This is a genomic window from Microbacterium sp. ProA8 (assembly GCF_039905635.1).
GTDB lineage: Bacteria > Actinomycetota > Actinomycetes > Actinomycetales > Microbacteriaceae > Microbacterium > Microbacterium chionoecetis.
Genome location: NZ_CP157000.1, coordinates 416,311 through 430,822, shown reverse-complemented (window position 1 = coordinate 430,822; position 14,512 = coordinate 416,311). Strand labels below are relative to the sequence as shown.

Annotated in this window: 13 protein-coding genes and 1 tRNA gene; 4 read left to right on the top strand and 10 right to left on the bottom strand. The window is 66.0% G+C overall.

The features are described from left to right. Window positions 1–12: 12 nt before the first annotated feature. The gene (locus tag ABG085_RS01905) at window positions 13–1,371 is read right to left on the bottom strand and encodes an MFS transporter (protein WP_347977756.1); all 1,359 of its coding nucleotides are present in this window, start codon (window positions 1,369–1,371) and stop codon (window positions 13–15) included. 37 nt (window positions 1,372–1,408) lie between these two features. Next, window positions 1,409–3,940, bottom strand: coding sequence for a glycoside hydrolase family 2 TIM barrel-domain containing protein (locus ABG085_RS01900; protein ID WP_347977755.1), 2,532 nt, complete (start codon window positions 3,938–3,940; stop codon window positions 1,409–1,411). Window positions 3,941–4,054: 114 nt separating this feature from the next. Between ABG085_RS01900 and ABG085_RS01895 the strand changes: the two genes are divergently transcribed. Together ABG085_RS01895 and ABG085_RS01890 are read left to right on the top strand one after the other, a co-directional pair. Beyond that, complete coding sequence (locus tag ABG085_RS01895) at window positions 4,055–4,702, top strand: TetR/AcrR family transcriptional regulator (protein WP_347977754.1); 648 nt, start codon at window positions 4,055–4,057, stop codon at window positions 4,700–4,702. Between the two features lie 34 nt (window positions 4,703–4,736). Next, entirely contained in the window at window positions 4,737–5,096 is a 360-nt protein-coding gene (locus ABG085_RS01890) for a hypothetical protein (protein WP_347977753.1), read from the top strand. A 387-nt stretch (window positions 5,097–5,483) separates the two neighbouring features. Here the strand turns inward: ABG085_RS01890 and ABG085_RS01885 are convergent, their stop codons facing one another. Further along, a complete protein-coding gene (locus ABG085_RS01885) occupies window positions 5,484–6,341 on the bottom strand; it encodes a helix-turn-helix transcriptional regulator (protein ID WP_347977752.1) in 858 nt (285 codons plus the stop codon). Between the two features lie 167 nt (window positions 6,342–6,508). Here ABG085_RS01885 and ABG085_RS01880 point away from each other — a divergent pair, with 167 nt between their 5' ends. Then, entirely contained in the window at window positions 6,509–6,961 is a 453-nt protein-coding gene (locus tag ABG085_RS01880; protein ID WP_347977751.1) for a cyclophilin-like fold protein, read from the top strand. A gap of 86 nt (window positions 6,962–7,047) precedes the next feature. Here the strand turns inward: ABG085_RS01880 and ABG085_RS01875 are convergent, their stop codons facing one another. The 5 genes from ABG085_RS01875 to ABG085_RS01855 all read right to left on the bottom strand — a co-directional run bounded on the left by ABG085_RS01875 (window position 7,048) and on the right by ABG085_RS01855 (window position 11,901). Next, window positions 7,048–7,320 carry a DUF1905 domain-containing protein gene (locus ABG085_RS01875; RefSeq protein WP_347977750.1) on the bottom strand — a complete coding sequence of 91 codons (273 nt, stop codon included), beginning with the start codon at window positions 7,318–7,320 and terminating at the stop codon, window positions 7,048–7,050. A gap of 125 nt (window positions 7,321–7,445) precedes the next feature. Next, a complete protein-coding gene (locus ABG085_RS01870) occupies window positions 7,446–8,333 on the bottom strand; it encodes a fructosamine kinase family protein (protein WP_347977749.1) in 888 nt (295 codons plus the stop codon). 184 nt (window positions 8,334–8,517) lie between these two features. Next, window positions 8,518–9,087 carry a hypothetical protein gene (locus ABG085_RS01865; RefSeq protein ID WP_347977748.1) on the bottom strand — a complete coding sequence of 190 codons (570 nt, stop codon included), beginning with the start codon at window positions 9,085–9,087 and terminating at the stop codon, window positions 8,518–8,520. 82 nt (window positions 9,088–9,169) lie between these two features. Further along, on the bottom strand, window positions 9,170–10,408 hold the full coding sequence (locus ABG085_RS01860) for an arginine deiminase (protein ID WP_347977747.1): 1,239 nt from the start codon (window positions 10,406–10,408) through the stop codon (window positions 9,170–9,172). A 32-nt stretch (window positions 10,409–10,440) separates the two neighbouring features. Beyond that, window positions 10,441–11,901: a basic amino acid/polyamine antiporter gene (locus ABG085_RS01855; RefSeq protein ID WP_347977746.1), complete on the bottom strand. Its 1,461-nt coding sequence runs from the start codon at window positions 11,899–11,901 to the stop codon at window positions 10,441–10,443. A 456-nt stretch (window positions 11,902–12,357) separates the two neighbouring features. On the opposite strand from ABG085_RS01855, the gene ABG085_RS01850 reads away from it, so the two are divergent. Continuing rightward, complete coding sequence (locus ABG085_RS01850) at window positions 12,358–12,873, top strand: VOC family protein (protein WP_347977745.1); 516 nt, start codon at window positions 12,358–12,360, stop codon at window positions 12,871–12,873. A gap of 524 nt (window positions 12,874–13,397) precedes the next feature. Here the strand turns inward: ABG085_RS01850 and ABG085_RS01845 are convergent. Together ABG085_RS01845 and ABG085_RS01840 are read right to left on the bottom strand one after the other, a co-directional pair. After that, window positions 13,398–13,488: transfer RNA gene (locus tag ABG085_RS01845), tRNA-Ser, on the bottom strand. Between the two features lie 56 nt (window positions 13,489–13,544). Next, the gene (locus tag ABG085_RS01840) at window positions 13,545–14,402 is read right to left on the bottom strand and encodes an LLM class F420-dependent oxidoreductase (protein ID WP_347977744.1); all 858 of its coding nucleotides are present in this window, start codon (window positions 14,400–14,402) and stop codon (window positions 13,545–13,547) included. Between the last annotated feature and the right edge of the window lie 110 nt (window positions 14,403–14,512).

The following is a 14,512-nucleotide window of genomic DNA, read 5'->3' as shown; positions in this document are numbered from 1 at the left end:
GTTGCGTGCGGCTCAGCGGACGGACTTTACCCGTAGCACCAGCAGTCCGCCGAGGAGGGTCAGGACGGCCGCGGCGACGTAGAGGATGGCGTAGTTGTTCTCGCCGCCGGCGGCTGCGCCGAGCGTGATCACAAGGGATGCCATGAACGGCGCGAGGCCCTGCGGAATGGTGGTTGCGAACTGGGTGATCGCCAGGAAGCGACCGGCGTCCGTCTTCTTCTCGGGCAGCACGTCAAGGACGAGGGCCTGATCGACGGCTGAGAAGACGCCGATTCCCAGATTGCACAGGAACGAGCCTGCGACGAGGAGCGGGAGTTCCGGGGCGACGAAGATGATCATCGAACCCAGAGCGAAGATGACGGCGGCGCTGAGCACGAAGGGCTTGCGCCGACGGATCTTGTCGGAGAGGAACCCGCTCGCCAGTGCACCTCCCATGGTTCCCACGATGCCCACCAGCCCCACGATCGCGACAACGCCGCCGATGTCGTCCACCGGCACGCCGAGGCGCTGCGAGAAGAAGAATGCGGTGAACGTCGTGCTGAGGGTCAGTCCGAAGTAGAACGCGAACCGGCCAGCCCAGTTCCACGAGTAGTCGGGGTACCGCTTCGGGTTGAACACGTACTTCGCGAAGACGCCCATCACGGTGAGGCGAGCATCGAAGGTCAGCGAGCGGGAGTCCTTCTCCTTGACGACCAGCAGGAACAGCGGGACCAGGATGAGCGCGATGATGCCCGGCACCAGGAACAGCAGGAGCGGGTTCCCGGAGAGTCCGCCACCGATGATGGCGCCGAATACCGGCGCGGCCATCGACGCGGCACCTCCGAGGCCGCCGACCTTTCCACGCTGCGACTCCGGAAGGTGGTCGGCGCCGATCGCGCTGAGGCTGTTGATCACCGTCTGCAGGCCGACCTGTGCCACAGCCCAGCCCACACCCAGAACGATGAGGTTCGGAGCGGCGCCCATGATGGCGAGTCCGACGAGACCGACCAGAAGCGCTCCGAGTGCCCACGGCGAACGGCGGCCGAAACGTGACCGGGTGCGATCGCTCAGCTGGCCCGTGAGCGGGCCGACGATGACGGCTGCCAGCGAGCCGATGCCCAGGATGACGCCGAGCGAGGCTTCGTTTCCGGGTGCGAGGCGGTTGACCTGAATGGCGAGGGCGATCGCGATCGGGGTGACGAGCGCGATGAACGCACCGAACACCGCCAGGGTGTTGAAGAGAATCCAGGTGCGACTCACCTTGGGCAGGTCATCCGGCTCGTTTGCGTTGAGCACAGCGAGCTGCTGCTCGAGCTCCTCCGCTGCGCCGACGTTGGGCAGTGGGAAGGCGCCGGCCGAAGGAACCGGTGGCTGGTTGTCGTGTACGGACATGGGAAGACTCCTTTGTCGAGGTTACGTGCGGATGTGTTCAGTTGGCGGTGAGGACGACGACGGCAGGAACGCAGTCGTCGGCGGTTGCAGTGACCGTTATCGCCCCTGGTCCGGTCGGCCGGATGATGGCCAGGAGGCGACCGTCGAAGGTGCGGTGATCGGCGGTGGCGAATGCCTCCGTGGGGGCGGGGTTGCCGCTGCCGAGTGCCTGGAGCACGGCGGGACCGTCGACGTGGACGCTCACCGAGCGGTCGCGGGTCGTGTGCAGGACCCCGTCCAGATCAGTGAGAGTCACGCCGATGTATCCGAGATCGGTGCCGTCGAGACGCAACTCGTTGCGCTCTGCGTCGACCCGCAAGACGATGTCGTCGGTCGCGCTGCGAAGCTCAGATCGCCCGGTTTCGACGCCGCTCGTGTAGGCGACGGCGGTGAGGACTCCGGGGCGGTAGCTCGTTTCGAATGCCGCTCGGAACGGCGCCTCCTCGCCGACAGGCCGCCGGTCGATCACGTTGTCGTCCAGCAGCAGTTCGATCTCGTCGGCGTCGCTGTAGACCTCGACTCTGACACCGCGGTCCTCGAACCCCGGCCATGACCAGCTGCCGAGCGAGTCGGTCCACGACCACGGCGTCGCGACCGCGATCGGGACATCGTGGAATGCGGGCCTGTCGACGGCGATGTACGGCTCTGTCCGCAGCCCGAAAACCGTCTCTCGAAAGTACGAGACGGTCCGGCGGTGGCCGACGATGTCGATGTCCCCGCACCAGGCTGTCAGTTCCGGAAAACCGCCTGAGAAGGACGTGAGCTGGGGCGACGCACTCGAGGTGTCCCCCGCCGCCGCGTAGCGCACGGTGCCGATGCCGGTCTCACCGAGGTAGTCCCACCCCGTCCAGGTGAAGTCGCCGATGATCCGCCGATCGGCTTTGACGAGTTCCCAGTTTCCCGCGATGGAGCTCGGCCAGGTCTCGGTGCCGACGATGATCCGGCCGGGGAACTGCTCAGCGTCCGCGAGGTAGCGGGCATCGGCGTAGTTCATGCCGGCCACATCGAGCACTGCGAACGATTCCTCCGTACGTTCGGTGGCGGCGGCCGACGACTGGATGTGACCCATCATCTGACCGAAGCCGGCCATCATCGTGTTCACTCCGCCCTGGCCGGCCGCGTCGTCCGCGGCATCGCGGCGCGCCTTCATCTGCGGCACGATCGTGTCGAGCATCGAGACGAACGGGTTGATCCCGTTGGTGACGAACCGCGTCGGATCGAGCGCACGCACCTTCTCTGCCAGGCGACGTCCCCAGGTGGACCCGATCGGCGTACCGGTCTCCGGGATCTCGTTGCCGATCGAGTAGAAGATCACGCTGGGGTGGTTGAAGTCCTTGGCGACCAGCGCCTCGACGTCACGTTCCCACCATTCGGGAAAGTCGAACGAGTAGTCGTAGTCGCTCTTGCCGGAGGTCCAGACGTCGAACGTCTCGTCCATCACCAGCATCCCGAGTCGATCACATGCCTCGAGCAGCGCCGTGCTCATCGGACAATGCGAACTGCGGATGGCGTTGAATCCCGCTGCCTTCAGCCGGGCGACCTTGCGCTCCTCGGCAGCCCGCATCGACACCGCACCGAGCGGGCCGTTGTCGAGATGGATGCAGGCGCCGCGAAGCTTGATCGACTGCCCGTTGATGCGCAGCCCGTTCCGCGGATCGAGCTGCAGTGATCGGATGCCGAGCGCCACCGCCTCCTCGTCGACGACCTGGTCGCCGTCACGCATTGTGAGGAGGACGTCGTGGAGGTTCGGCGAGTCGACGCTCCACAGCGCCGGCTCGTCGATGAACAGTCTCCGTCGGACCGTCGCACGAGTGCCGGGAAGGAGCGTGACGGGCGAGTCACCGCTGGCGACGACGGCACCTCCCGCGTCGACGATGAGGATGTCGAGGCGGTAGGTCCTGGTGAGTGCGGTGCCGTTCTCCACCTCAGCTGTCACCTCGACGACTGCTGCGTCGGCATCGACGACGGGCGTGGCGACCCGCACGCCATCGGGGACGATGTGCCCCGCATCTTTCACGAGCAGGTGCACGTCGCGATAGATGCCGGCGCCCGCATACCACCGGCTGTCGAGGTGGGTGCGGCACTCCACACGGATCTCGTTGTCCTCCCCGAAAACGAGGAAGGGATCGATGCGGACGGTGAAGCGGGAGTATCCGAAGGCTCGCTGCCCGGCCAGATGGCCGTTCACGAAGATCGCGGCGTCCCGGTAGACACCGTCGAACTCCAGGAGCACGCGTCGCCCGCTGTCCGCTTCGGGAGCGAGGAACGTCTTGCGGTACTCGAAGACGCCACCCGGGAAGTACCCGTTGGTCTCACCGCGCGGCGCGTCCGCACGACGAGCCTGCCCGATGAGGCCATCGTGCGGAAGCCGGACAGGAGCCCAGGCGGAGGCGGAACTGCCGCCCAGCTCTTGGAAAGCCGTCACCTTCTCGCGAAACGACCAGCCGTCGTTGAAGAGGGTGCGACCTGCCGAACGGATCGGCATCTTGTCGACCTCTGCGCCGGCAACGGCGGTCTGCTCTGACAGCACGACATCCTCCTCGATGATCCACCGCTAAAATACCCAACTGTGGCGGTTTTGGAGACAGTAGCACAAATATCGCCATGGTGGGGTAAATTCGATCCCGAGGTGAAGGAGCGCACGATGACGACCGAAGGCGGAGCCGGCGTTCGAGGGCCATACGCGAAAACCGCTGCCGTTCGGCAGCGAATTCTGGAAGCCGGTATGCAGGCGTTCGCGCAGGTCGGGTACTTCGCGACCTCATTGAATGACGTCGCCGACCGCGCAGGGATCAGCAGGCGTGGGCTGGGGCACCATTTCAAGAGCAAGGAAGAGCTGCTCACTGCGGTACTGGATCAGAGGCAGGAAGAAGACGCGGAGCTGATTCGCAACACGTCTGGAGTCGATTCACTCGCCGCCGTGGCCGCCGTCTCCACCCACAACGCCGAACGCCCCGGCCTCATCCAGCTCTACAGCCTTCTCCGCGCAGATGCGACTGCGGCTGAGCATCCCGCACACGAGCATCACCGTCTGCAATACGACCGCCTGCGCCTGTATCTGTCCCGCGCGTTCGAACAGGTCCGGCAGGCCGGTCAGCTCCAGTCCAGCGAAGACTCCGACACCCTGGCGGCCACCTTCCTGGCACTCATGGACGGGCTGCAGATCCAGTGGCTCTACAACCCGGCAGCCACCGACATCGACCGCGTCCTGCATGCATATCTGCGCAGTGTGATCCCATCGTTCCCGTCGCTGACGGCGGCGGGGCCGATGGTGAGGGCAGCCGCGCACTGACGCCGCGGCGAATAGCCTACGCGGGAGACTGAACATGGCTGTGATCCAGGATGTCCTGGCGCTGGAGGCCGAGTTGGAGCGCTCGTATCGGGTGTACGTGCGCGGCATGCTGAAGTTCCGTGTCGGACAGCTCGTCTACGTGGCGTTCTCCCGCGATGAGACCGTCATGGGCTTCGCATTCCCGAAGGAGGAGCGGGCGGCTCTGGTCGGGGGCGATCCCCGGAAGTTCCAGATGCCGACGGCATCCGACATGCGTTTCAACTGGGTGCACGCGGATCTTGCCTCGTTGGAGCCCGCGGAAGCGCGCGAACTGGTCGTCGACGCGTGGCGCATGGTCGTGCCCGACAAAGTTGCCCGCGCGTTCGACATGGCGCATCCGGACGGTCCGGGCTGACGCAGCGGCCGGCACGTACCCGTCGTCTGTCGTGCTGTTCCTGCCCTGAACCGTCACCTCGGGCCCGGCTGCCGCGAGCCGATCGCGACCACGCTCCACGTCGGGTCACTCGCGGCTCAATGGGCACGGTGGCGATGGCGGGTGCATCACCTGGCATTGTCAAAGCTCCACGCGCTGACTAGATTCGCGTTGTTCCCTAGGGAAGGACAGATTATGAGCAGCCACGATCGTTGAAATACCAAAGCGAGCCCCCGCCGACTTCGTCGCGCGGGGGCTTCGCCTTCCCGGTGACCAGACTCCTGTCCCGATCGCGCTGCACGGTGACCGACCGTCTGTACCTCGCCTGCTGCTGCTGCAACTGCACGGCGATGCGTAACGGTCGGCTTGTCATACGGTCTCCCCGAACTTTCTCGGCGTCGTTTCAGCGTCGGTCGGGTGCGGACGCTCTTCGCGGGAGGTCGACGGGGCCCAGCTGCCGAGTAGCTCAAGCGCCTCATGGTCGCGTGAGCCCGGGTGAGCGGTGAGCACCGTCAGCTGCACCCCTGACTCACCGACCAGGTCGAGCCCGTTGAAGTGAAGGGTCAGGTTGCCGACGACGTGGTGGTGAAATCTCTTGACTCCTGACTGGTGCTCCCACACGTCGTGGCGGCCCCAGAGGGTCCGGAAGTGATCGCTGCGCGCGGACAGCTCCCCGACGAGTTCGTGCAGCGGTTTGCTGTGCGGGTCACGTCCTGCTTCAGTGCGGAGCTGCGCGACGTTGATACCCGCGATGGACTCCCAGTCCGGGTAGAACCGGCGAGCGACAGGTTCCAGGAAGATGAACCGCGCGAAGTTCGGGGGCGTGGTCGTCGCCGACGCCAGCATCTCGTCCATCAGCGCGCCGCCGAGCGGGTTCCACGCCAGCAGATCCGTGCGGCCGTTGCCGACCATGGCCACGGCGGACTGCATCGAGTCGAGAACCCATTGGATGCTCCGCGTCGGTCGCCACACCGCAGCATGCTTTCCCGATCGCCGGCCGGCGTGGGTCGCCCCTGCCGCCTGTCGCGCGAGGCGGTAAAGATACTCCCGCTCGGCATCGTCCATCTGCAGCGCCCTGGCCACACCATCCAGCACGGCCTCCGACGCGCCGGCGATCGCTCCCCGCTCCAGGCGTGCGTAGTACTCGACGCTGACGCCGGCCAGCGCGGCGGCCTCGCCCCGGCGCAGCCCCGGCACGCGGCGGTCGGCACCGCGGGCGAAGCCCACAGGTTCGGGTTCGACGCGCGCTCGACGCGACATCAGAAAGTCGCGGACCTCTGAACGGTTGTCCATGAACAGAGGCTAAGTCGACCGCCGTAGCGCTGGGACGCCCTGATAGGGCACGTCGGACCAGGGACTCCCGCCCGCGTCAGCCGACCCGTTGGCTGGGCGGTATGCCGCAGCTTTCACTTCTCCGACTCGCGCCGCAACGCATTCTCAACAGCGTCGTCGCCGCACTCCTGCTCCTGACGACGCCTATCCTTGCGCCCACCACTACATCCCCGCCCCCGCGGGCGGCCGTCGTGCTCAACGACTCCGCGAGCGCCGCGCAGATCGCCGCGCGACTTCCCGTCACCGTGACGTTCCACGACCGGATGGGCACCGCCGCGTTCGCGCAGCTGCCCACGCCCCTCTCCTTCGACCGCGCCACTCCGATGAACGATTACCGCGCCGGCGACGCGGCCTACGTCGCGGCGGAGCGGAGCATCGTCGTCTTCCTCGCCGATGGGACCGCGGTCCCCGACCACGGACTCATCCTCCTCGGCCACCTCTCCACCGGGCTGGATGAGCTCGTCGACTGCGCGCGAGACTGCGCTGTCGAACTCGTGGCCACCAGGACCAGCTGACACCGGGCAGAACCCGACAAACGCCACATCGTGCGTACCGTCACCGAAGGCGCCCCTCTGGACCTCCCGGCGCGTGAGGGGGTCGATCAGCGGAGCGTTACCGCGACTCGAACGACGTCGCCTATGTCCTTGCCCAGCTGTTTGCGGACCTTTGCGCTGATCGAGATCATGTGGCCACCTGTGCCCGTGACCATCGCACCGACGTTCTCCAGTCGGACCTCATCGACTTGCGCGTCGACCCGGACCGACTTTCTGGTTCCGAGGAAATCGACCGAACCCGGAATCTCGACGCAGGACCACGTCTCACCTTTGACGTCGACTCCGATCGGCGCCTCGAAACGCAGGGCAGGCTGTGACATGGGCTCACTCTAACGATGTCGGGATGCGGCGCTACGGCGGCGGCAATCGCGGGAAGCCGTCGGAAGGCGCCCCGTTACCCCCGCGGTTTTCGAAGAGCCGGCACAGACCCATGGCGCGGCCCGGATCAGGTCCGGGCGATTCGCCGGAACGGCGCCAACGTCGTCCGCACCGCCTCCGCTGCCCCCCAGTCGTCGTCGAACTGGGCGATGACGGCGAGGTGCTGGCGCAGCTGGAGGATCGGCATGCGCTGACGCCAGTCTCGGTCGAGGGAGGTCAGTTCCGCGTAGCGGTCGAAGAAGACCCGCGCCTCGGGAGGCGGCCCTGTCGTCCACAGGTGGGCGAGATCCACCTCCGCCCACATGTACGAGACGGCGGGGTCGATCAGCGCGGGCTGCCCGTCCACCGAGCTCAGCACGTTCTGCGCCCACAGGTCGCCGTGCGTCAGACAGGCAGGCTTGTCCGGGAGCAACTCGGGCAGTCGTGCGCACAGATTCTCCAACGCGGACCGGTCCGCGGCGGAGAGTGCCGACTGCACGCGAGGTTCGTCGAGCCACCGCAGCAGCCGGTGCTGAGCGAAGAACTCGAACCCATCGGGGTCCCAGGTGTTGACCTGCCGACGGCGACCCAGCCAGTTGTCGCGGTGCCAGCCGAACCTCGGGTGGGAAGTGGTGGTGTGCAAGCGAGCCAGCGCGTGCGCGAGCTGCTCCCAGAAGGCTTCAGAGTCGCGCCTGGGTCTCAACACGGAGAGGACGAGCAGGTCCCGGCCCGCCAGCAACACCTCGGGAGTTACGACGCCGCCGAGCGTTCGCAAAGTGTCGAGACCCTCCGCCTCGGTGACGAAAGCGTCGCCCGACGGAGCGGCGAACGCTTTCACGAAGATCGATCCGCCGTCGGCGCGCCGCGCGATCCCCGCCGTCGCAGCGAGCCCGCCGGTCACGGGATCGTTCGAGACGACGTCGGTGATCCCTGCCGACCGCAGCCGCTCCGTCAGCAACGCGATCGGATCGTGCATCGACGGCTCCTCCCACTTCTTCAGGCCCGCAGCGGTGCGCGATCAGCTCGGGGTTTCAAGTGTCCCACCGCGGGTTCCGGGTTGATGGATAGCGAGCATGGGACGCGCGATTCGAGATCGTCAGTTTGAGGGTGGACGACGGGACGTCCCCCGCGAGCGAATGCCTGGCCAATTCAGTCGCCGTTTATCTGCCGTCCTCGACTGCGCCGCCATACTGCCGCGGATCGTCACGGCGGACCGCGACGAGCATGGACCGGTCAGCTTTCGCCGGCACGAGGATCTCGATGGTCGGTTCGCCGGAGAGCCATCCTCGCTTGTCGTGCAGACGGACGATCCGGTTGCGCGTGGGCCAGTACGGTGTGGCAAGCGGCTTGTACCGCGTGGCTTTGGAGATCATCGGCCAGGGAACGTCGTAGTTCGCCGCGACACGGGCAGCGACTTCCCCCAACCACCATTGGTGCATGTAGCGAGCGAAGCGGTTCATCAGCACGACGATCCCGAGAGACAGCAGCAGGATGACGAACCAGAACACCGCGACGCCGAGCTCTTGCGCCGTCGCGGTCTCCTCATACGGATGTATCACGGCATTCACGAGGGAAGGGACCGCCCCGAAGTAGGCGACGAAGAACGCTGCGAGCTGAGCGACTCCCTGCGCGAAGACGCCGCCGGTCAGGATGCCCCACCTGCTGATCCGAGGAGACAGTGCGGGCGACGACCTCGGCGGAACTGGCGTCAGCTGGGGCTCACCGGACACCATCGCCTCCAGCGAGCCCCGCGCCTGTCGAAACCGTGATCCTCGGGCCGGGCGCACAGACTTCATGGCCGAAACCGGATGACTAGATGTCGACGGGATCGCGTGAGATCGGACAGGTCATGCAGTGTCCGCCCCCACGCCCGCGTCCGAGTTCGGCGCCCACGATCGTGATGACTTCCACGCCGGCCTTTCTGAGCAGCGTGTTCACATGGGTGTTGCGGTCATAGGTGAAGACCACCCCGGGCTCGACGGCCACGGCGTTGTTGCCGCTGTCCCATTGCTGTCGCTCTCCCGCGTACCAGCCACCGCCGGGTTCCACTGTGCGCAGCTTCTTGAGGCCGAGCGAGTCCGCCACCACTTCCACAAAGGTCCGCGTCTCCTCGGTGACCTCTACGCCTCCGGTGTCTGCGGGACGAAGCGAGAACGAATGGATGCCGTCGACGATGTCCGGGTAGTAGGTCACGAGGTCGCGGTCGGCGAAGGTGAACACGGTGTCGAGATGCATGGCGGCGCGCAGCTTCGGCATCCCCGCCACGACGACGCGTTCGGCAGCGCCGGCTTCGAACAGGTTTGCGGCGACCTGGGTGATCGCCTGTCGCGACGTGCGCTCGCTCATGCCGATGAGAACGGCGCCGTTGCCGATCGGCATGACGTCGCCGCCTTCCAGCGTCGCCTGCCCCCAGTCCCGTTCGGGGTCGCCCCACCACACGTTGCTGCTTACGTATTCGGGATGGAAGTCGTAGATCGCCTTCATCAGGAGGGTCTCGTCGTGGCGTGCGGGCCAGAAGAGCGGATTGAGCGTGAGCCCGCCGTAGATCCAGCAGGTCGTGTCACGGGTGTAGATGGTGTTCGGCAACGGCGGAAGCAGGTACTCGTTCGCGCCGCTGAACTCACGAGCAAGCGCGAGGTAGCCGGAGCGGAAGTCGTTCGGGAGCTCCCGGGTGGACAGTCCGCCGATCAGGTGCTCGGTGAGAGTGGCGTCATCCAGGGACTCCAGATAGGCCCGTGTATCCGCGACGAGCCCGATGCCCACATCGTTCGCCTGCACCTTGCGATCGAGGAGCCACTCCTTGGCTCCAGGCACTCCCAGCGTTTCGGTGAGGAGTTCATGCAACTCCACGACCTGGACTCCTCGGTCGCGAAGTTTCAAAACGAAGTCATGGTGATCCCGTTTCGCGTTCTGCACCCACAGGACATCGTCGAACAGCAGTGCGTCATTGTTGCTCGGCGTGAGGCGCTCGTGGGCGAGACCAGGCCGGCACACGAGGACCTTGTTCAGCTTGCCGACTTCGGAGTGGACACCGTAGGTGTTCTGAGGCATGGAGGTGGCTTCCTTTCGGATGGCGTTCCCGGTCAGATTTGAACAGCACCCGTCGCGAGCAGCACAATGCCGACGACAGCGAAACCCAGCACCACGACGAAGGTGGCGAGCCCGGGCCGGGTGAAGACCTTCGCTTGCTGCTGCCTTCGCGCCACGATGTAGAGGATGGTCGCGGGCGCGAGCAGGATGCACGCGAGGAAGAGGAACACGTATCCGGCAACCCAGATGAGGAACAGCGTATAGATCGTGGAGACGGCGGCGATCACCAGATCACGCGTACGACGACCAGCGGCGGGATCGTTGTACCCATCTCGCTGTATCGCGATCTTCAGCGCGTACGCGCTGGCGAGCGCATACGGAGCCAACGCGAGAGCCGCCGTCAGATCGAGCGTGAAGTCCAGAGCATTGTCGACGAACTGCACCACGAACAAGATCACGGTGACGAAGACCGACGTCCAGAGCACGGCTGGCTCGGGCACCTGGCGACGATTGAGCGCTGCGAAGTGGCGCGGCAGGTCGTTGTCCTTCGCTGCGGCGTAGACGACGTCCGCTGCAAGCAACTGCCACGCCAGGTAGGCGCCGAGTACGGAGATGATCAAGCCGACGCGGATGAACGCTCCACCCCACGGCCCCACCGCCGCCTCCAAGACGCCCCCGACGGAGGGTTGCGGCAGCGCGGCGAGCTCGTCCCTCGGCAGGATGCCGTAGGACAGGATCGAGATCGACGCGAACAGCGCCAAAACCGAGAGGAATCCGAGCACCGTCGCCGTGCCGACGTGTTCACGTTTCTTTGCATACCGCGAGTAGACGCTGGCGCCCTCGATGCCGAGGAAGACGAAGACGGTGATGAGCATGGTGCCCTGTACCTGCGCGAACAGCGACTCGCCGCCGGGGACGTCGTAGCCGCCGGTGAGGTTGCCGGCGAAGACGTCCCAGCGGACGAAGAAGATCACCAAGACGAGGAAGAGCGCGAGCGGGACGAGCTTGGCCACAGTCACGATGAAGTTGATCGCCGCGGCCTCCTTGACGCCCCGCCGGATCAGGAGGAAGAAGCCCCACACGGCGGCCGCGGAGATGAAGAACGAGGGCCAGGTATCGCCGTCCCCCAGCACTGATCGCCAGTCGGGGAACAGTTGGGACAGGGTGGTCATGATGAGCACCCAGTAGAACGCGTTCCCCGCGCACGTCGAGGCCCAGAATCCCACGGCGGAGAGGAACCCCGGATAGAGTCCGAACCCCTCCCGCGCATAGACGTAGACGCCGTTGTCGAGTTTCGGTTTGCGGACCGCCAGAGTCTGGAAGACCAGCGCGAGCGTCAGCATGCCGAGGCCGGCGATCGACCACGCGATCAACGCCCCGTACACGCCGGTCTGGCTGGCGAAGCGCGCCGGGAGCTGGAAGACTCCCGCCCCCACCATGGATCCGACGACCATCGCCGTCAGCGCGGGCAGGGCGAGTTTGGACTTCGATGCAGTCTCGGCCGTTTCGGGCATCAGGCGAGTGATCCCATGTGCAACTCCGGTCTAAGCGACGTTTGTTGGGGCTAGTGACTAATGTCTAGCGCAGTCGCCAGAGGTGGACAAGACCTCCCCTGCGATCCCGCGAAGCAGGCGGGCGGCCATGACCGCCGAAGCTCCGTAAGGCGCTCCGACACCCATCCGGCTCAGTCCGAGGAGGCATCGATGCCCTCGCGTAGAGCCTCAGGCGACAACGTCGGACACGCCGCTATCGAGATCGGCGCATAGTGAGCGGCTCGAGGTCTGCGACCATACGCCGGCGGTTGCGGTTGGTGTCGGCAGCACGGATTGTGGGTACCGTGGCCCCGATCCGTGGTGGGGCTCCGGTGGAACGTCGAGCAGACATACGAAGGAGAATCCAAAATGTCCACGCTGCCTTCCCGTCCCATTCCGCCGGCGCCTGCCGGCTCAAACACCGTGAACTCGTTCATCATGACTGACGATGCGACCGGCCTGATCGCCTTTGTGTGTGCGGTCTTCGACGGGGCCGAGAACCCCGACGCCCGCACCGCCGACGCTGATGGGCTGGTGCTTCACTCGGAGATTCACATCGGCGACTCTCTTCTCACCATCGCCGATCGCAAGCCGACGTGGCCGTACACGCCCGCGTTCACGCGCGTTTACGTCGCCGACGCGGCAGGGACGCTTGAGCGGGCTGTCGCGCACGGTGCGCGGATCGTCACGGAACCCACCGAGTTCTGGGGCGATGTGTTCTCACGTTTCGCCGACCCCTTCGGTCACCTGTGGTGGGTCTACCAGCACACGCCCGGGCAGCAGGAGTGGGAAGCGGCATCCGAGGCCTCCGACTCATCTGGCGGCACCCAGGAGGGGGATGCGGCCGATGCCGGCGAGTCGTGGGAGAACTTCGCGACACCCGAACTCGACTACATCCATTCCACGCTCATCGACGCCATGAACAACTTGCGGGACCCCCGCGAGAAGAGCTGAACTGCCGCCGGCGGCGCAGTGAACGACCGCGAGAGCGAGATGCCGGTGTGCCCCGATGACGGCCTTCCTGGAATCAACATCGCCGGCATACCGGTGTTCTCACTCCACCGGCAGAGCGAGCCCGCCCCCCACCTCGGATGTCTGTGCCCGAGTAGAAAACGGTGAAGCTGCCGCCGCACTATACGTGTGGCGGACGCCAGACACGAAGGTGCCAACACGGCCAAGAGTGCGGCGACGGAGCCGTCTCGAAACCTTGGTCTTCGGTGGGCAGCATGCCCACGTGAAATCGTGTGGGCAAAGTGTGGGCACGGCCCACCTCGACGACAGTCCGACGTCCTTCCCGACCGTTCTCGAGCGGTCCGAGTCGGTCTCGTTCCCGCTCCACACGATCGCTCTCAACGGCCTCGCCAGCTCCGGAAAACCCCTGACCACGGCCGCGCCCACATCTGAGACGGAACGAGACGGAACCACATGGAATGGGCCAGATCGAGACCGTCCGAGAAGGACGTCGATCTGGCCCAAAATGGCGGTGACGGTGGGATTTGAACCCACGGTAGGGGGTTACCCTACACAACTTTTCGAGAGTTGCACCTTCGGCCGCTCGGACACGTCACCGCCGACAAGCTTACGACACGTCGACGGATGCCGCGAATCGGCGCCGACCGGCTGGTTCAGGCGAGCTCGATGGCACCGCGGATCACGTCGACGACGCGCTCGGGCTCGTCGATCCCGACCGCATACACATACGTCGCGGTGAAGCCGACGCCTGCGAGCGAATCCGACAGCTCGGCCACCTCGGTGGCCGTCGACTCGGGGGTGATCGCGATCATCGCGGTCTTCTCGATGTCGTCGTAATTCCTGCCGACATCGTCGCAGTGGGAGCGCAGCACGTCGAGCTTGTGCGTGGGCAGGTCACCGCTCACGCCGAGGTTGCAGGCATCCGCGTACTGGGCCACCAGCCGGAGCGTCTTCTTCTCGCCGCCACCGCCGATCAGGAGATACGGATGAGGGCGGCTGATGCTCTGCGGCGAGTCGAGGGTGCGCTCCAGTTGCCAGATCGCGCCCTCGTACGGCTCCTCCGAGTCCGACCACATCTGCAGGCAGATCTGCAGCGTCTCCTCGAGCTCGCGGAAGCGCCGGGCGACCGGCGGGAACGGGAAGCCGAGCCCGCGGCACTCCTCCTCGTTCCATGCCGCCCCGATGCCCAGGCCGACGCGACCGCCCGACAGCACATTGAGGGTGGTGACCTGCTTCGCCAGCAGCGACGGATGCCGGTAGATCACACCCGAGACGAGGGCGTGCAGCATCGCGGTCTCCGTGTGCGCGGCGATGAACCCGAGCGTGGCGTACGCCTCGAGCATCTCGTGCTCGACCGGGCCGAGACCCGGCAGCTGCCAGAAGTGGTCCATCACGGTGATTCGACGGATGCCGGCGGCCTCGGCATTGCGCACATGTGCGGCGAGAGCGGGACCGAGGTTCGCCGCACCGCTGCGCCAGGTGAAGTCTGCGATGTGAAGCCCGTAGTCCATCTGCTGTGCTCCGTCCGTGCGGCGGGGTCCGCTGCACGGGTCAGGCTAGCCCGCAGCCGTGAGCGCCGACAACCGTCCACGACGGCCCCGGGTGTCTTCGGCCGGGTCTA